The sequence below is a fragment of the Pseudomonas sp. S1_E05 genome (assembly GCF_056337105.1).
Window position 1 is genome coordinate 2,577,938 of the sequence record NZ_JBFRHM010000001.1, and the last position, 19,282, is coordinate 2,597,219.

Genomic DNA, 19,282 nt, shown 5'->3' on the forward strand with positions numbered 1-19,282 from the left:
ACTACTAGCGATGCGCTCACCAATCAATGTCATTAACTCTTGCAACAAAGCTTTTTTTGTCGCCCTTATATTTCCTGAGTAAAATTTCGTAGGGCTTTTGGTTGAGCGAACTCTCTGCAATAAACTCCTGCAAGTCTTCTTCAATAATGAGCGACTGGGTAACAGTGTTTGCTTTGACTTCCTTGTACCCCAAGCCCTCACGAAAGAGCGGGATCAGGAATTTGTCTTGCAGATGGAGTTCATTCATATAGTTCGCCCTTCGCTCACCACTTTAATTTTTCCGGTAACAACATCGTTAATCAGCGCTTTGCGCAGATCTTTGAGCTTATCGATTTTTTTGCTAATTTCAATGACGTTGCGATTTATATGTGCTGTCATTTCGTCGAGATATTTAGCAATTTCTTCTTGTTCGTGTTTTGGAGGACAAACGGTCATTGCGTTTCTAACATCTTCAACCGATACCGCTACATAAGTTGAGCCAGTTGCAATGCTGTTTAAATAAGGACTCATAGTCGATATAAAGTAATACCAATATTGGTAATTTGCTTTCGATCTTATTGCGCACAACCCACGTCCAATACCGTAAGCGGCGGATGCCACATTAACTGCACCTACTGGAGCGCGAACGGAGAGCAAAACATCATTTTTTTGGCAGGACTTCTTAATTAAGGAGCACCAAACTCTTGGAATAGGAGAGTAACTTCCAAAATCTGCGTTACCCTGGAGAAATGGGAAGCCAAATCCCTCATCGGTGTAATCAGAAGAAGACGGTGATTGCCCCATATGGACATCAACCACCTCTTTTATTCGCTTTACGCTCCAATGAGAAGGAATTTTTCCTATCTCCTCAACGCCGCTATCTTTCAACGTAACGGATTTATCCAACCCACGAATGACGGTTTCGTTAATCAGTGATTGTTTGAGCTTTCCGTACTGCCTCGCCTTCTTACCGAGCAAATCTATTTGACGATCAATCTGTGCTGTCTTGGTATCAATGTAAGTGGCAATGGCTTGTTGCGTGGAAAACGGCGGGACGGGAACAGTAATTGCGCCGAGCTTGTCAAAGTATAATCTCAGCCGCATATCCATGATTCCGCGGGAATTTCTCTTGAATATTTGCTTGGCAATTTCTGTTCTAAACAAATACGAAAAATATCGCACATCAACAAGCTTCGAAGTTTTTCGCAAAACATCATAAGCAGGGCTGGTAACGCCGTCGTATTCAGATAAGCCGACAGATCCCATCCAGGCTAAGAGTTTGTTGACGACAATGTCTCCCTTTTTTACTAGCCAGTACCCATCGGTGGAACTGGCTTTGTTGCCTCTCGCTTCCAAATCTTTACGTGGCCTGACGCCTATGCTTGCGTAAAGCGACAATAGCTCGTGGTCATTATCCAAGGGAGCTTTGTCTGTGACGAGCCTAAAAAGGTCTTTGACTCTTAGCTCCTGCCATTCGGAAGGCGTTTGATCGATCCACTCACTATTGCTAGCCCTGTACGATTCATACGGTTGGGAGCGGAGATTCACAGCAATATCTCCTGCTCAAGAAGTTTCAACTGACCGTCAATATTCGCGAGATCACTTAAAATTGTACTTATATCACGCAGCTTTTCCGGTTGATAAAAAATCTTGTTGAAGTTCAGTTCAACACCGACGACGTTCTCCAGATACTCAAACGGCTTTCTAATGTAGCGCGCCAAAAAGGCTTCAATGGCGGCTTGGTTTTTCGCCCCATCTTTATGGAAGTGGACGATCTCGTAGTCTTTTTGATAGTCCGCCGTCAGTTCGACGCAAATTTCAATGCGCTCGACTAATTTCTTGGTGGCCTTTTTGTAGCTAGCGGTAACGATAATTTTCCCGCAGCCAAGTGCTTCTTTGGTGCCGCCAGCTTCTTTGACCAGGGTCTGTTTATCAGCGTCGTAATAGTATCTGGCATCTGCCGTGGTGATTACTAAACGTTTTTCTTTGTAGTCAAACTGATCAACCAGAGGTTTGATAGCAACCATACAGTAGCTATCAAGAGCGGGATACTTGTTTGTGTCGTACTTTGTGATGCTGAATTCAGTCAGTTCAATCTCGCCCTGCGTGATCTTGGTGGGAGTAAGTTGGATTGAATTAACGCGCTTCATTTCGCCGAACTTGTCTTCCTTCAGCGGCAAATGTGTTTCAAAGGTTTTTCCTTGCTCATCGACATTGGTAAGCATAATGGCTTGTTTGTTGAAGTAGAAAAACTCTTTGTCAAACACGCGGGCGTAATCGTTGTCTTGGTAGGCTGAAAGAGTGGCTACGATTTCCACGCGACTGAGTTCATCCACTTCATTTTTCTTAGAGCCTTTGCTTTTCTGCAAGGGTTTAAATTTCTCGCTGGCGTTAATCAACATCACCTTGTTTTTGTGATGTTCTTGCTTGTTCTTATTGAGCACCCACAAATAGGTGTAAATGCCGGTATTGAAGAACTCGTCGGTAGGTAACTGGATCACTGCCTCGACGATATCGCTGTCCAACATCCATTTACGGATATTGCTCTCAGCGGAGCCAGCATCACCACTAAACAGGGTAGAGCCGTTATGAACCACCACGCCCATACCTACGCTGTCAAGTTTGGAGATGAGGTGCTGCATGAACAACAGTTGTCCATCCGAAATGGAGGGTAAGTATTTGAAGCGGCCAGTCTTGTCGTTTTCAATGTCTTTTTGGTACCCCTTCCAGCTAACCCCGTAAGGCGGGTTGGCGATGACGACGTCGAATTCTTCGTTGTCGAATTTGTCTTCTACCAGCGTATTGCCGTGCTCGATCTTAGAATCTGGACGGAAACGGCTTTCAATTTTAGCCAGCGCGTACAACGCATCGTTCCAGTCTTGACCGTAGGTTTGGGTGAGGCGCTTGAACTTCTGGTTGATGCGGTCTTCGACACCAAACAACATATTGCCGCCACCGCAAGTGCAATCGTAGATTTTGAGGAGCCTGTCGGACTCTTCGATTTTGGAGGCGATGATTTCGGCGATCAGTGCGATCACGTCGTCTGGGGTGTATTGCTCTCCTGCGGTTTCGGCAGAAATGTCCGCCCACTTGCGTTTGATGTGTTCTTCCAGCGTGGTGATTTCGGAGTTGTTAAAAGGTTTGAGATCGATCTCTGCCCAGAGCTTGGTGTAACTAAACAGCACCTTCTTTGCTTTGAGTTTGGTGATTACACCTTTGATATCGAGGAATTTTTCACCCTCGGAGGCATCGACTCCCAGTAAATCTTTGGTTTCGCCATCAAATCCTTTCAGGTAGGCATCGAAGTCGATTTCAAATGATTTATCGTTTTTGCAAATATCCGTCAGAGACTGGGATTTTTCAAAAATAAAAATGTTGTAACCCTGGCCTTTGTCTTTGATCAGGTCGTAGAGATCATCCTTATGAATGTTTGCAAACGCCTCTTCGCCAATCTCGGTTTTGAGGTCATCGAACATCCGTACCAACCGGCTTTCAATCATGGCCAGTGCAAAAAAAGGCATCATGAAAGATGGCCATTCAGATTCTTTAATACCGCAGCCACGCAATAGGTCAGCTGTGGCCCATATTTTTGATTCGTATTGGAGGATGTTCACTGGGTTGTCTCGATTAATTTCAATAAGTGTGCAGTTCTGTTGCTAAGTGACTTATAGGTGCCAGAAGCCTGCGGCTAATGTGGATTGCTTGTCTCGTAAATGCTGAATATCGATTTGGATCTGCGCTTCCTGCTTGAACACTTGAACCATCCTATTCATCTCATCTGGCGAGGAGATTGGAATCTTCAGCTCCTTGAGGGTGGAGAGCTGGATGGAAGACATGGTTACCCCCCACCGCCATGCGGTTGAGTAGAACCTGACCAATTTCCGAACGCAGGTACACGACTAGCGCTTCAGGTAGGTACTTCGCTTGTTTGCTAGCTCTCAATATCACAAAGGATTGACCAGCAATCCATCCGCCATCTCCTGCTGGAGGTACATCGTTGGCTATAGCCACCTTACCAATGGCCCCCCGAAAACTAAGTAGGATGTCTTTTTCTTGCAGAAAATAAGTATTGGCTTTTGGAGAATCTAGGTCAAACAGTGCTTCTTTGCTGGCTTTAGTGAGATAGCCAAACACGGGCAAGTCGAGGGTTTGCACTTCAAGGACGTTAGAACCACTAGAGGCGGTCACATGTTGCCTAGGGCGGATGATCTCGAAATGATCGCCTAATAGAGAAAAGGAATACTCCCTAAGTGCAACTGCTAAACGACGTGCCTTGTCGTCCAAGATGTAGCGAGATCCCTCTAAGTTGTAATCATTGGCAGAGATTACTGATAAAGATACGGAGGCAGATATTTCCGTTTGCTCGGATGACTCTACCAGATCGATCAGCTTTTCTAGGTTGATGAGCGTAGTTTTTCTTTTGGCACCGGTTGTCCTGTATCCATCGTCGTCGGCAGTCACGAAGCGAACCTGCTTCGACGGCTTGGCGGTGTTCAATATCATAATGGCTACTGGGATATTCGTTTGGGTACAGAGGCCCGCAGGCATGGAGATCACTGCTTCTATCAGGCCAGACTCTACGAGGTACTCTCTGAGTTGGCGTTCGGAGCCGGTGCCAAATAATAGAGCTTTGGATACCACGGTAACGATTCGACCTTTCACTTGTGCAAGGAGATGACGGATTTGAAGAACGTCGCCAACCGGAGACTTTTCCGTGAACCGTCCCAGCAGGTCGTTGCTAATGACCTCGGGACGATAGCGAAGGCCCATTGGAGGAAAGCATACCGCGCACCCGAAGCTTTTGAGTTGGCCCTTTTCCAGCGCTGAAGGATTGGCAAGGGGCTCTGTGACATGGAGTGTCCAGCCTTTACTTGCCGCTGCACAAAGCAGGGGGGAAAGTAGCGTTGGATTTTGGGTTTCTACCCAAGTGCTGACTCCGGTTTGGATGATGCGTGCAGCAAGTTGCCCCGAGCGATCCCAAGGGACGTAGACGTCGTTGTCGCCCTTTACTTTGGCTAATGCTACTACGAGATCCGCCAGACTGGGCGAAATCGCCATATCGCTGCTTGGCTCGCTAGCCATCCAGAAGCCTGCGTCCCGGAGGTCTAGATTGTCGAGAAAGCCTTGACTTTCCAGCTGCAAGATTTTTTCCGATACCGGGCGTAGGCCATTTGGTGTTTGCAATGCGAACTGCCATGCACCTTCATTAATGAACGAATAGGGAAGTGAATCTTGAGCTTGTCGAAGTGCATCCAGCTGCGCTGCGATCGGTTCGAAGGCCCAAGTTTCAAAGCGGAGATTCTCTGGAATACGTTCCTCCTTTGACAGCTTCCACCAGCACAGCAGCTGGAGGATCAGCGACAGGGCAGAGTCGTTGGAAGCGGTGGCGTATCCGCGAGCCGTGTCCAACAGTTGGTAGAAAATTTTCTCGTTCATGTTCATTCCGGTGATGTTGGCTCAGTGATAGCCAGAGCAATTGTAGGTAGTGATTAGGGCATCCCCTTCTGGATGACGACAACGTCACCTTTATCAGTAATTTTCATCAGCAGGCTCTTCTCAGCGTCAAGCTCTATCCGTCGTTTCTGAGCATTATTCTTACCAAGAACAACTCTGTCCTACGTTCAGTTAGTGCCATGCATAAGCACATATTCGACCATGCTAGGCGTGATCCCGCGCTGTGACTGTCTGACCTTGCAGTGATGGGTGGTGTGCATGATGGCGAACCCCCGATGAATTCGAATCTGTAACTCAAGATAGGCTACGGATTATTATTCGTCAATAAGGATTAAATCCTTTTATTATGATGTATTGATTTTTTACGCCTGTTGCGTATGCTGGGCTCACTGTCGTAAGGGCTCTCGGATTAAAGGAAGACTGAGACGCTCTAGAGCTTTGTCAGAACTTTGAAGGGATTGCTTATGAAGCTAGTCCGGGATGCTCGAACCTTAAAAAACAAGTCCATCAGCTCCCTACGCACCGGAATGCAGGCCTTTAACAGCTTTGATGACGATGGGCGAATCACCACAGTTTTGCTGCATCTCCAGCATTCTTGCGAGATGCTGCTGAAGGCTGTGTTGGTGGAGAACAAAGACAAGGTATTCGACAAGGTAACCGGAAGGTCTATCACCTTTGAGAAAAGCGTCCGGCTTTGCATGGCGAACCATGGACTGACGGCTGAGGAGGCGGGGGTAATGCGTGCTATCGATAGCCTGCGCGATGCGGCTCAGCACTGGTTAGTTGTCGTCGCCGAAGATCTGCTGTACCTCAACACTCGTGCGCTGATTACTGCTTTTGACGGCTACCTTCAGCGCGCGCTCGAAGACTCTTTAATTAACCACATCCCCGCTCGGGTATTGCCCGTATCGACCATGCCTCCAGGTGACTTTGAGTTTCTGGTTGATAGGGAGTACCGGTTGGTTGCGGAGTTACTGGAGCCTGGGCGGCGGCAGCGAAATGAAGCGCGGGCGCGTATACGCTCCCTGCTGGCGATGGAGGCCATTGCAGTCGATGAAGTAGGAGTATCCGAACGCGATATCGACCGCATCGAGAAAGCTGTGCGTGCAGGGCAACAGATTCAAGAGGTCTTTCCTCGGCTGTCTACTGTCGGTTCTAGCACGAATGGTGAAGGGGTCAACCTCGTTGTCCACATCACCAAGAAGGAAGGCGCTCCTGTCCGCTATATTGGTGGTGACGACCCTGCTGACGCAGCAGCGGTTCGGGAATTAGATCTACAGAAGAAATTCTATCTCGGGGCATCAGCGCTTGCTGCGAAGATAGGTTTAACGCAGCCGAAAGCTAAAGTATTACGCGCGCATTTGGGAGTCGACGAGGACGTGACCTGCCATCATGTCTTCGAATTTGAATCGACGCGGATTTCCCGCTTTTCTGATAACGCCTTTCGACGCATGCGCGAGGCTTTGGATAACCTTAATATCGACGAACTCTGGCGGGCACGTCCCCGTTAGGCGTTGTTGGTTCATAGCTCCACGGTTAGAACCTTGATCCCCACACCTCCGCAAAACCGCCCGACTGCCGTCAGCGAGCGCCAGTGTCTCACCGGCTCCCGCCGCGAGAGCACTGGCAGCCATTTTACGCCGAGGCGTAGCCCCAGTCGCCAGGCCTCCCCCTCACGTAGCACCCGAAATTCCCGCGCCGCCCCGGCCTGCACCAGTGCTGTAACGTTCCTGCTCGACTGCTTTTCTCATGCCCCTGCTCTCCCATCAAGCCAGTCCCCAGGCTTCTGATATAGCTCAAAGGTAGAGACTGGCCACCGCTGGGGATCAACTGGTTGCCGCTACCGAGTCAGGTGAGAGGGCTGATTGACCAGAACGTCAAATTACACGTAGTCCGCACTCCGCAAAAGCGCTCAGCCAAGAGGCCGCCAGCGCTCCCGGCCAAGCATGTAGACCAAGTGACACCACAGGGGACACACGGCAGAATGCGGCTACAACCAAAAGGGGAAGCCATGAAATCCGAAACGCTCACCGTGCGCCAAATATTCCAGGACAGGCGCCAATACTGTGTTCCCTTCTACCAGCGAGCGTATGTATGGACACAGCGGAACCAATGGACCGGCCTGTGGCAGGACATTCAAGAGAAAGCCAATGCCCGTGTGTCGGGCATGAACATCACCCCACATTTTTAGGTGCGGTTGTTCTGGAGCCTCAAGTCAAGCACGGGCTGATGGGGGTCGACACGTTGCACATCATCGATGGCCAACAGCGCCTGACGACGCTCCAATACATCCTGGCCTCCCTGCTGCTCGCCCTGCGCGAAACCGGCATGCAAGTGTTTGAGCCCAGCGTCATCGCCTGCATGCAAAACACCAACGAAGAAACCATGCGCAATCCGCAGATGGAGCGCTTCAAGCTGTGGCCGACGTTTCGGGATCGCCCGCACTTCGAAAAGAGCCTGGCGATCCAGCACCTTGAGGATTTTCGAAAAGAGTTTTCAGCACACTTCACGCAGCACGGCACGCTGCGAAAACACTATGACCATCCCCCCTCACTGGCAGCCATCTGGTTCTTTACCGCAGAGTTCAGCCAGTGGATCCGCTCTGGTGTCGGCCAAGAACTAAATTACGCCGAAGCGCTCATCATGGCCGTTCTGCAAGATCTAAAGCTGGTCAGTATTTCACTGGAAGCCGAGGACGACGCTCAGGTTATCTTTGAGACCCTCAACGGCCGTGGGGCTGAGCTGCACGCTACTGATCTGATTCGCAACTATATCTTCATGCGTGCAGACCACGACGGTGTGGATGCGGGGGCGCTTTACGATAGTCAATGGTTGCCATTCGAATCAGACTACTGGTCGACCAAGCAGCGACGCGGCCGCATCAATAAGCCACGGCTTGAATGGTTGATCCATTCGACACTTCAAGCGGAGATGGGTAGTGAGATTGACCTGTCGCGCCTGTACAACGAGTACAGACGCTACGCTGCCACTAGCACTCCACCCAAAACAGCTGGCCGGCAACTGGTGACCTTAAACCAATACGCTGAGCACTATCGCGATTTGATCAGCATGTCTGGATCATCACCTATCGCCCGTCTTGGTCGTCGAATCGCGGCCTATGATGTCACCACGCTGCACCCACTGACGTTGTTGATTTCAGTGGCGGAGGTGGGTGATGCGGAAAAGACACAAATGTTCAATGACCTCGTGTCCTACGTCGTGCGGCGAGCGATATGTGGGCTTACCCCAAAGAACTACAACAACGTTTTTTTGAGCGCTCTACGCCACTTGACGAAGTCTGGCATATCGAGCGAGGAACTGAGAAGCTACCTTGGTATGCTCAAAGGAGATGCCTCCCGCTGGCCCGAAAACTCAGAGTTTCGCAATGCGTGTATCTGCGCCCCGCTTTACCCTGGCCGACTTGATGCAGCCAAAATGCGCTCGTTATTGACCGAGTTGGAAGGGGCGTTACGACTATCCGTCAAGAGTGAGGAGCCTGGGCTTCCGGATCTGGCAAACCTCGATATTGATCACATAATGCCACGTAGCTGGCACGCCAACTGGCCTCTAAATGACGGCAGTGCCGCAGCGAACAATGATGAAGCGGATATCGAAATTATCCTGCGTTCTGGAGGCTCGCTGACCCCCAGGCAGCAATTGATTCGCGAACGACACGATACCATTCCAACCTTGGGCAACCTGACGCTACTGAATTTGAGCGTGAACCGGTCAGCGCAACACTGCGACTTTCTGGTGAAGCGGGACAAGCTGATTGCCAACACGAGTCTTCGCCTCAACATCCCATTGATAGCGAAACTGAAGTGGAACGAGCTAGAAATTGCAGCGCGAGGCGAATTGTTTGCAGGTGTGGCTCTGAGAATTTGGCCAAAGGGAGAATGACACCTACATACCTAGCGCCTTTTCGCTCATCAACAGCACGGAGTGAATGATGGACCAAAGCAAAGCTCTGCTGTCGGCATTGCTAACTACACACGTGATCGAGTTCATTGATTTCAGGAAACTGGCGTTCTCGTCCGTGATGCGCGACTTGACGACACAGGCCGCTTTGCATGCGATTCAGCACGGTGATAGCAGCTATATCGATAAAATTCTGGATATCTTCAAAAACACCCGGTATGCCCTGCAAATGGCGAGTTGGTTCAGCTTCCGGACCGGATTGGACATTCAGGAGACACTGGGGCAACGCTCCTATCGCCGTTCAGGTATGCCGCCCAACCCCCAGGTGCAGCTCCATGACTTTCTTAACGCCAAGCCTGCTCGGCAGACCAACGTAGCGAAGCCCGCAAATCAAGCCGCCCAAACCACGACCACAATCACCACTAAGAAGCCCAAAAAAGCCGCCAAGCGCGTCGACATGCTAGACATCTGGGCTCGACTGCCGGGCAGTTTCGGGGCGGGTAAACGAGGTTAATAAGGTCTGACACACGCTAGAAAACCCTCAAGAGCCTGCCTCAAGCGGCGTGGTGCTACCGACACGCTAGGTAAAGCGGTTTTTAGCGTAAAGGCGCCTGTTTACGCTAAACATTTGGTAGACGGTATGAACCACACCGCGCTACGCGGGGGGACTCGAACCGCTATGCGCGTTACACGGTTTTGGTTAAACCGCCGGACGACGCCCCGGCATTGCGCGGCCACCAGCCCGCACCCGGCCCACCGGTTTGATCCCGCCCCCCGCCGACTGATAGCCTTACGAAGTGGCTAACCCCACACGTCATTCCCAAACACCGAGGCTCGATGCGGTGACCGACACCCAGCTGTTGGCGACACTCCAGGCGGAGAACGCGCGCTTGATTGCCTTGCTCGACGCGCACGGCATCGATTGGCAGCCGCCTGTCGAACCGGCGCTGATCCCCCTAACGCCCGTTGATTCGTCGTCCGCCCTGGACACCCGCAGCAAGCTCGCCCTCTTTCGTAGCTTGTTCAGAGGCCGTACCGACATCTACCCGCTGCGCTGGGAAAGCAAAGGCGGCAAGTCTGGCTATGCGCCCGCCTGCGCGAACGAGTGGCGTCCGGGGATTTGCGAGAAACCTCGGATTAAATGCGGCGACTGCCACCAGCGCCAACTGCTGGCCGTGACCGACGACGTCATCTTTCGCCACTTGGCCGGCGCGCTCGTCGTCGGTGTCTACCCCCTGCTGAAGGACGATACCTGCTACTTTCTGGCGGCGGACTTCGACGAGGCCGAATGGCGCGATGACGCCCGCGCATTCGTGGAGTCCTGCCAGGCGCTCGACGTGCCCGTCGCCTTGGAAGTCTCACGCTCGGGCAACGGCGCGCATGCCTGGATCTTCTTCGAGGACAAGGTGCTTGCCAGCGATGCCCGTCGTCTCGAGGCCGCCATCATCAGCCATGCCTGTGAACGCACGCGGCAATTGTCGCTCAGTTCCTACGACCGGTTGTTTCCCAACCAGGACACCCTGCCCAAAGGCGGCTTTGGCAACTTGATCGCCTTGCCGCTGCAAAAACGCGCCAGGGCCCAGCATCACAGCGTGTTTGTCGACGATGCGCTGGAGCCCTATGTCGATCAGTGGGCATTCCTGGCGAATCTTGAGCGCATGGACCCCGAGCATATCCACACCGTCATTACTCAGGCCATGGGTAACCGCGACCCCCTTGGCGTGGCCTACGTCGATGAAGACGAAGGTGCCCAGCCATGGAAAGCCCCCTCGCCTCGATCACAAAGGCTCCGGGGCCGGATGCCGGCCACCCTGAGCATCACGCTGGCGAATTTGATTTACTTCGAAAAGGCCCAGCTACCCCAACCCTTGGCCAACCAGTTGATCCGCCTCGCGGCGTTTCAGAATCCCGAGTTTTATAAAGCGCAGGCCCTGCGTCTGTCGGTGTGGAACAAACCCAGAGTCATTGGCTGCGCGCAGAATTTCCCCCAACATATCGCCTTGCCCCGTGGCTGCTGGGACGCCGTGCAGGCGCTGCTGGCGCAGTACCAGATCACGCCATTGGTGGAAGACGAGCGTTTCGCGGGCCATCCGTTGGATGTCAGTTTTCTCGGCACGCTGCGTCCTGATCAGGGAAACGGCCGTCACCGCCATGCAAGCGCATGACACCGGCATCCTCTGCGCGCCGACAGCGTTCGGTAAAACCGTGAGTGCCGCGGCGCTGATTGCCAGGCGGCGTGTGAATACCTTGGTGTTGGTGCACCGGACCGAACTGCTCCGGCAGTGGCAAGAACGCTTGCAGGCGTTCCTCGGCGTCGGCAAAGAAGTCGTCGGCACCTTGGGTGGCGGCAAGCCCAAGCTCACCGGCCAGATCGATATCGCCGTCATGCAATCGCTGTCGCGCCAGGGCGAGATCAGTGACGTGGTGAAAAATTACGGGCAGATCATCATCGACGAATGCCATCACCTGTCGGCGGTGTCTTTCGAAGCCCTGTTGCGCAGTTCGCCCGCGCGTTACGTGCTCGGGCTGACGGCGACCCCGATCCGCCGCGATGGGCAACAGCCCATCATTTTCATGCAGTGCGGACCGATCCGCCATACCGCCGCGCGCCCGGCCAGCGCCCCTCACGACTTGTCCGTGAGCCCTCGCCTGCTGTCCGGCCCACTCCTCGTCCCCAAGGGCGCTGGGATTCAGGAAATTTTCAAACGACTGGCCGCTGACGCAGAACGCACGGCGACCATCGTGGCGGACGTGGTGCACGCCTACAACCAGGGCCGCAAAGTGCTGGTGCTCACTCAACGCACCGAGCATGTGGAGACGCTAGACGTCGCGCTCAGGGAGCAGGTCGCGAATCTGTTTACCCTGCATGGCCGCCTGCCCAAGAAAATGCGGACGTCGCTGATCAGCGCCTTGGAATCTTTGCCCGAAGCCGCCCCTCGGGTGCTCCTGGCCACCGGCACGCTCATCGGCGAGGGTTTTGACCACCCACCGCTGGACACCCTGGTGCTGGCCATGCCCATTTCCTGGCGAGGCATCCTTCAGCAATACGCCGGGCGCCTGCATCGAGCGCACGCCGCCAAGGCCGACATCCAGGTGATCGACTTCGTGGACGAGGGCCAGGTCGCCTTGCTGCGGATGTGGGAAAAGCGCAAGGCCGGCTACAAGGCGATGGGGTACCGGCTGAACGATACGTCGGCCACGATGGCACTGCTCTAGCCATCGTGGGGCGGCCCCCCCTGGCACGATGCGCCAAAGGGACAACGTTCACTGGGCCACGGGCTCAAACAGGCGGCGCGGCGAGAAATCCGGCGCCCCTGATACGGTTTGCGACAAGGGTTCGCCCTGCTGACGGAGGACTGCGCCGATGCTCGAAAAGTACGACCGGGCCAAGCTGCTCGATGAGGTGTGGACGGACGCCGTCACGGTGGTCGCGCCGCGTTACCAACTGTCCGACGTTGGGCTTCAGAAACTCTGTCGCCGCCTTCAGATTCCCACGCCGCCCCGAGGTTATTGGACCCGGCTCAAAGCCGGCAAGCCGGTTGCACCGCGTCCGAAGCTGCGTGAATACATTGGGCACCCGATGCACCTGTTTCGCACTCCCGCACCGCCTGTACCGCCGACGCCACTGCCGCTGGATGAGCGGCTGGCCGTGCTACTGGCCTTCGAGCGCGACCCGGCCAATCACATCGTCGTCCCTGACCACATCCGCCACTGGCATCCGTTGGTTGTCGCGGCGCAGCAATCGCTGAAAAAGCCGGTGATTGATCAACGCGACATGCCCAGCACACGACGTCCAGCGCTGAGCATTTCGGTATCGCCGGCGCAGCAAGCCCGCGCCTTAAAAATCGCCGACGTGCTGCTCAAAGCGTTCGAGGCCCGAGGTTATCCGGTTACGCAAGGCCAGCACGACGTGAACGTCTGCATGCTCGGCCGGATTTACCACCTGCGACTCTTTGAGGCCTGCACCAAGGCCGCCTATGTGCCCACCGCGAAACAACTGGCGGACCAAGCCAAGGGCGCTTGGAGTTATTGGCCCAAGTCGCACTATGTCCCCACCGGCCGCCTTCAGGTCCTGATCAACGAGGGGTACGCCGGCAAGGTGATGGACTCGGATCGGTTACCCGTCGAGGCACAACTCAACAAACTGTTGGAGCAGATGGCGACCACGGCGGTCGAGTCCCTAGTGAACGCTGAGCGTCAGGCCGTCATCGATGCCAAACGCCAACAGCTGCGTGAGGCGGCCTTGGAACGCAAGCGCTTGCAGGACAGCGAAAGGCAACGACTGGGCCAGCTTGAAACGGATGCACACAATTGGCGACGTGCGCAGGCGATACGTGAATATCTGGATGCGCTGGAGCAAACGTTGGATGCACGCGGGTCGGTAGTGGATCAGCAGGCGTTCATACAGTGGGGCCGTGCCAAAGCTGCGTGGCTGGATCCACTGCTCCACGAGGTCGTGGATATACTGGACGAAGAGATCAAGGTCCTTTTTAGCGAGCAGCCCCATGACCGACGTGCCAACAGATCGGCCACACGCCAGCGAGAACGGCCGCACGTTCCGACAGTTGATGGCGTTAAAGGCCCAGCATCAGGCTGAGAAAAGCGAGGCGCTGCAAGCGTGGAAGCGGTGGTACGCCGCCTTGGACGAGGAGCAAAAAGCCGCGGTAGATGAACCCATCGACGCGCGCTGCAAGGCCATCGCGGCGCAATTTGGCCCGTCCAGGCGTTTCCGACCGCTCAGCTAAACAGGTGTGGCAGATTATGACGCAATGATCTGGAGGCAAACCGCGTTGGACGCGATCCCATAGACGCTTACCTACCTTTCTACAACGGCCATCTCAAAAGACTAGCGACAATCGGCCAAACTCCGCCCTCCTCTGGATATATTCCGGCGCCAAGCCGGCTTCGTTAGGAGGCTTGAGAGAGACCGCATCGACTGAACTCGGCCGGTAGCGGACAGCTCCGAAGATACAAGCAAACAACATCGTGCCTTGGAAGCTGTGCAGCTTCGGTCGTGAACCTACGAAATCGCACTGTAAATCGAGCTAGACATAAGAATCTCCTTATTACAAACGTTTCGAATCAGCTCCGATCATAAAACCAATAGTAAAAACGTGTCAGCAAAGGAAAGGTATCTTTCTGGACTGTCTACCACAGTCAATTCGATATCGAGCCACTCATCTGACCTAGAGGTACAGCCGCAAAAAAAACTTACACCACACATCAGAAATAAAAATATTTAATCATTTGATATTGACGATCAAAATTCGAGTCCTATATTCCTCATACATATCGTAGAGGACTCAAATATGATTATCAAAACCAAAACCACTCCGCTAACAAATTACAGCCCGCTTGAGCCATTCGTAGGCGAATTGAAGACAGTCAAATACGAACTTTCCGGGCCATACCATTACACCGAAAATGAAACGCCCTATACCGAAGTTGCAATTGAAGCCACAATAATCGGAAGCACGCGCCACATGATTAGCAGGTACCATGCTGGCCGATTTTATGACCAGGGCAAATTCAATGATAGCATTAATCTGCGCCCCGCCGAAATTGATGACGAGCTTAATTATGGACTCCCCTCAATACAAGATATCTGTCCGTCATACCACGAGAATTATAATGCAAGGCTTGCAGTAAATTTATATCTGACAACACTACTTAAGGAAAATTACGAAAAGTTTATCCCGCTCTTGGGTAACGCAGATGGTTCTCACCAGTCTATATCTGAACCTTAGCCCAAACAAAATCACCATCTAGAGTGGCCGACAATAATCGCCATCCCGAAGCAATACTTTCTCCTCGCTGATTAAATATCAGAGGCTCCCATGAAGCGCGGGTACACAGCAAAAGAACTGTCAGGAAAAACAGGCATGCCCAATACTGTTCGAGGCGTAAAAGCACGAGCCGCTCGCGAAAACTGGCCGGGCCAACGCCGCTCACATAGTAAAGCAATTGAGTATTCTCTCGACGCACTACCAACGGAGACACAAATAGCGATAATTACAGCGCAGTCTCAATCTCGCTCAGACTTTTCTGGCAACAAACAATGTTTTCCAGCAAAGGAAAGTCACCCCTTTCGCCGCTACAACGCTAAATGATGATCAACGCTTAACAATGGGCGCTCGTCTTTCATTCGTTTTAGAAATAGAAAGAATGACCGCTGAGATGACTCAAAAAAAAGCTATCGCAACAATAGTAGCTCTATCCAAGGAGCACAGGCTGGATCTCTTTCTACATGATCGCTTAGTGGTCGCTAATGATCGTTCGACGCCAACTTCAACTTTGTCAGAAAGAACGCTCAAGCGTTGGATAAGCAAGTACCGTGAGCATGGGGAGGTTGGATTAGCACCGGGCCGCCGCAGAAAAAAATCTGACTATGCCGCTCTGGAGTACCGATTTTTTACGTTGCTATCAGCGGCCGACAAAGCCTAGCGTTGAGGCCAGCTATATGGAATTTTGCGAAAAATACACCTCTGACCAACCGAGTATTCATCAGGTACGCCGATTCCTGGACAAGCTCAGTCCAGAGGCTCGTAATATAGGACGTCATACTGCTCAACAGCTCAAAGCTCTTCAACCATTTAGACGCCGCACAACCAAAGATCTAATGCCTTGTGACGTATTCACTGCTGACGGTCATAAATTCGACGCAGAGATAATTAATCCTCGCACGGGAAAACCATATAGACCCGAAGCTACCACAGTGATTGATGTGGCAACCCGAAAGGTAGTCGGAATATCTATTGGAGAGTCAGAATCCTCAATCGCAGTCATCGATGCTTTAAGAAATGCGGTACAGCACGGTATGTTTGCATTGTTATATGTCGACAACGGATCCGGTTTTGTAAACGATACTGTCCGAGAGATAGTTGAGCGATTGGGAGGAACTCTTACCCATGCCTTACCATACAATAGCCAGGCACGTGGTTTAATTGAACGCGCCCATAAAACAATCTGGGTTAACGCCGCGAAGAAACTTACTAGCTACATTGGCGCGGACATGGATCGACAGGCTGGCGCCAAAGCATTTCGTATCAGCCGCAAGCAGATTCGAGAAAACGGCGGAACCACTCTCATACCTAGTTTCGAAACGTTTATGGCAGGCATTGAGTACGAGATCGAAACTTATAACAACGCCCCTCATCGAGGACTTACCAAAGTTCGCGACCCCATTACAGGAAAACGCCGACACTTAAGTCCAAATGAAGCTTGGGCGAGAGCAATCTCAACGGGCTGGCAGGCAATTATTGCTCCTTCGGATGTCTTGAATGATGTAATGCGCCCTCAAGTAATTCGCCCCACTCGTCGTGGCGAAATCAGTTGGGCTGGGAACAAATATTTTCTAGACAACTTGCGGGACTTCCATGGTGCGGATGTTTGTATCAGCTATGACCTTCGTGATGCTTCGAAGGTATGGGTCAGAAATCTCAGCGGTGAATTAATAGGTGAGGCACATCTCGATGGAAACGCCAGTCCGTACATGCCGAAATCGATGGTAGAACAAGCGTACAGAAAACGGGAACATGGTCAAATAAGGCGAACATTAGAAAAACTTAGAATGCTTAGTGATAAAAATAATCACATGAGTATAGTCGAGCACTCTTCCGCACCAATACTTGACGCCGCCCGGCTTGCCGAGGCCAAACGAGTCGCTAAAGCACTTATCGATTCGGAGCCGACCCCATTTACCCTGCCACCCGACCCAATAGCGAAATATCAACTGTGGCAAAAATTGAACGCAGATATATGCAATAGTTTACCTTTAACAAAAGATGAATCCCTCTGGCACTCAAGCTATCAAACAAATATGGAGTTTGTTGCTATGCGCCGTATGTTTGAACATATCGAAAGCGAGCTTCTACCACCTCAAACAATAAACAAATAGGAGACTGAATATGAGTGTGACAAAAATAGCGCCTTTGACAAATGTTGGCCTTATCGCAAGTGCAATTGAAAAATCTTTAGCTAGGCCGAAAAACTTGCCAGGGCTGGTTGTCATGTACGGAGCGAGTAGGCTTGGGGAAAACGGTGGGAGCCACCTTCGCAGCAAACGTATATCGCGCCTATTACATTGAATGTCTAGATACTTGGACGAAAAAAGCTTTCTTGACCGCAGTTCTGAGGGAGATGGCCGTCATGCCAAGCCGTACAACATCAGAAATGGTTGACCAGATTTCAGACCAATTATCCCGCAGCGGTAGACCTCTTATCATTGATGACGCCCAATATCTCTTAGACAAGGCTGCTGCAAACGTCCTAACAGATATCTACAATTCAAGCAGAGCCACGATTATTCTCATTGGAGAAGAACGAATCCCAGCAAGCCTAGCGAAGCTGGAGCGGCTTCATAACCGCGTTCTAGAGTGGGTGCCGGCCCAGCCAGCTTCTAAAGATGACATTAGGGCTCTAACGCAACAGAGCTATCCCGAACTCCGCTTTGACGATGACCTTTTAGAGAGCCTGAGGCTGACCGTAAGAGGTTGTTTACGCCGAGTGGTCGTCAACCTCCATCGCGTATTCTCTGAAGCCCAAACGCAAGGTTGGTCTTCTGTCGGTCTTGTGGAATGGGGACAGCGCGGCTGGTTTACCGGTGAGCCGCCGTTGAGGAAAACCGCTAAATGAGCAATGGCCGCAAGCCCGCGCATCTGACCATCTTAGAGGGGCGAGATAACCGACAGAGAATCTGGGAGACACTGAGGAACCAACCGCAGGGCATAAGTATTTATACAATCAGTCGCCTAACCAGCATTTCAGACGAAACAGTTAAGACTTACATCGAATCTCTTCGTAAGGGAGGCTACCTTGAACGAGGAGAAGGGGTTGGTACTCAGAAAATATACAGATTGATGCTTGATACTGGAGTCGAGGCTCCTCGGCTCAAAATAGATGGGAGCCCGAGCAAGGTTGGGCAAGGCACAGAGGCTATGTGGAGAACGTTACGTATGCTCAAGGACATCAACGCCACGGAGCTTGCGGCCCACGCCAGCCATGCAACGTACACCAGCATTTCAACAGCCAAGAACTTCCTTAAGTGGCTAAGTTGGGCAGGGTATCTAGACGTAACGATACCAGCGCAACCCGGAAGACAAGCACGTTATCGCCTAGCATACGGAATGTATACCGGACCGTTACCACCGGTAATTCAGCGTAGCGGGCAGCTTTTTGATCCGAATCTCGGGACAGTCGTTTACGTTCTTCCCTCCAAACGCTCAAACCATGAGTTGTAAGTTCCGATTGTTCTGAATCCTCGATACCCACGCCCTATAGCCTTCTTCGTCGCTGTACCCCATCTAGTGCCAATTCAACCGCAAAAAATCATTTCTGATTCCTTTCTATGTGAGTTAGCAGCGGATTTGGCACCGACCAGGACCTTGTAAGAGATTCCGAGTTGACCGCTAGAAGCCGCGGCCGACGGATCTTTCGAGGGTTCAGCGGCACTCAATCGGTGCCAACTACCTGCAAAATGGTTTGTCACCAAAACAGCAAGAAGTCGGGTGAATTTGCGGTCTGTTTGGCACTGCGGTTTGGGCCCAAAAACGTCGAATTTGGAGGTATGAGGCAGGCTCTCAGACGCGATGGTTTGATTCCAAATCGGCCCCTGGGTCTTGTGATCAAAGGGTCTTCAGGAGGCCCACAGCCCGTCAGCAATAAGTTCGAATAGATGCGCCCTCCCGCGCTCTGTTCCGTTTCCCTAGCGCACAATCGGAAGTCCGGCCTAAAGGTGCTTTCGCTGCTTCCGTTTGTCTTCAAAGGCACGGCCCGCGTGACGTACAGCCGGTTTCGATGATTTGGGGTGGTGACCTTTAAGAACGAAGAATCGGAACTGAGCTTCCAGGGTTTAGCGCCGCGGGCCCGAGGAAAAACGCCCTAATCGCCCGGAAACAGGGCGTTTGGCAAGGCTATCTGACATGCGAGAAAG

The 19,282-nt window shown here is 52.3% G+C and carries 13 protein-coding genes and 2 pseudogenes; 10 read left to right on the top strand and 5 right to left on the bottom strand.

The annotated features are described in order from the left end of the window. Positions 1–16 precede the first annotated feature (16 nt). The 4 genes from AB4N33_RS11905 to AB4N33_RS11920 all read right to left on the bottom strand — a co-directional run bounded on the left by AB4N33_RS11905 (position 17) and on the right by AB4N33_RS11920 (position 5,415). Positions 17–247 (bottom strand): hypothetical protein, encoded by a 231-nt coding sequence (locus AB4N33_RS11905; RefSeq protein WP_476457402.1) that lies wholly within the window; start codon positions 245–247, stop codon positions 17–19. Then, positions 244–1,527 (bottom strand): restriction endonuclease subunit S, encoded by a 1,284-nt coding sequence (locus tag AB4N33_RS11910; protein WP_476457403.1) that lies wholly within the window; start codon positions 1,525–1,527, stop codon positions 244–246. The genes AB4N33_RS11905 and AB4N33_RS11910 overlap by 4 nt, the downstream gene beginning before the upstream one ends. Next, on the bottom strand, positions 1,524–3,593 hold the full coding sequence (locus AB4N33_RS11915; RefSeq protein WP_476457404.1) for an HsdM family class I SAM-dependent methyltransferase: 2,070 nt from the start codon (positions 3,591–3,593) through the stop codon (positions 1,524–1,526). Before AB4N33_RS11915 ends, AB4N33_RS11910 begins: the two co-directional genes overlap by 4 nt. Positions 3,594–3,753: 160 nt before the next feature. After that, the gene (locus AB4N33_RS11920; protein ID WP_476457405.1) at positions 3,754–5,415 is read right to left on the bottom strand and encodes an N-6 DNA methylase; all 1,662 of its coding nucleotides are present in this window, start codon (positions 5,413–5,415) and stop codon (positions 3,754–3,756) included. A 482-nt stretch (positions 5,416–5,897) separates the two neighbouring features. Between AB4N33_RS11920 and AB4N33_RS11925 the strand changes: the two genes are divergently transcribed. Continuing rightward, positions 5,898–6,944 (top strand): hypothetical protein, encoded by a 1,047-nt coding sequence (locus AB4N33_RS11925; protein WP_476457406.1) that lies wholly within the window; start codon positions 5,898–5,900, stop codon positions 6,942–6,944. 11 nt (positions 6,945–6,955) lie between these two features. On the opposite strand, the pseudogene AB4N33_RS11930 reads toward AB4N33_RS11925, so the two are convergent. Continuing rightward, positions 6,956–7,184, bottom strand: a pseudogene (locus AB4N33_RS11930) (hypothetical protein). A gap of 343 nt (positions 7,185–7,527) precedes the next feature. Between AB4N33_RS11930 and AB4N33_RS11935 the strand changes: the two are divergent. The 9 genes and pseudogenes from AB4N33_RS11935 to AB4N33_RS11975 all read left to right on the top strand — a co-directional run bounded on the left by AB4N33_RS11935 (position 7,528) and on the right by AB4N33_RS11975 (position 17,985). Then, the gene (locus AB4N33_RS11935) at positions 7,528–9,333 is read left to right on the top strand and encodes a DUF262 domain-containing protein (protein WP_476457407.1); all 1,806 of its coding nucleotides are present in this window, start codon (positions 7,528–7,530) and stop codon (positions 9,331–9,333) included. Between the two features lie 49 nt (positions 9,334–9,382). After that, on the top strand, positions 9,383–9,865 hold the full coding sequence (locus AB4N33_RS11940) for a hypothetical protein (protein WP_476457408.1): 483 nt from the start codon (positions 9,383–9,385) through the stop codon (positions 9,863–9,865). A 328-nt stretch (positions 9,866–10,193) separates the two neighbouring features. Continuing rightward, positions 10,194–12,567: pseudogene (locus AB4N33_RS11945) on the top strand (TOTE conflict system archaeo-eukaryotic primase domain-containing protein). A 148-nt stretch (positions 12,568–12,715) separates the two neighbouring features. Continuing rightward, entirely contained in the window at positions 12,716–13,948 is a 1,233-nt protein-coding gene (locus AB4N33_RS11950; RefSeq protein ID WP_476457409.1) for a hypothetical protein, read from the top strand. Between the two features lie 712 nt (positions 13,949–14,660). After that, entirely contained in the window at positions 14,661–15,098 is a 438-nt protein-coding gene (locus tag AB4N33_RS11955) for a hypothetical protein (RefSeq protein ID WP_476457410.1), read from the top strand. A gap of 90 nt (positions 15,099–15,188) precedes the next feature. Then, entirely contained in the window at positions 15,189–15,461 is a 273-nt protein-coding gene (locus AB4N33_RS11960; protein ID WP_476457411.1) for a DNA-binding protein, read from the top strand. Positions 15,462–15,528: 67 nt separating this feature from the next. Further along, a complete protein-coding gene (locus AB4N33_RS11965) occupies positions 15,529–15,795 on the top strand; it encodes a helix-turn-helix domain-containing protein (RefSeq protein ID WP_476458811.1) in 267 nt (88 codons plus the stop codon). Between the two features lie 16 nt (positions 15,796–15,811). Beyond that, entirely contained in the window at positions 15,812–17,248 is a 1,437-nt protein-coding gene (locus AB4N33_RS11970) for a transposase (protein ID WP_476457412.1), read from the top strand. A 143-nt stretch (positions 17,249–17,391) separates the two neighbouring features. Then, positions 17,392–17,985: an AAA family ATPase gene (locus AB4N33_RS11975; RefSeq protein ID WP_476458812.1), complete on the top strand. Its 594-nt coding sequence runs from the start codon at positions 17,392–17,394 to the stop codon at positions 17,983–17,985. Positions 17,986–19,282 lie beyond the last annotated feature (1,297 nt).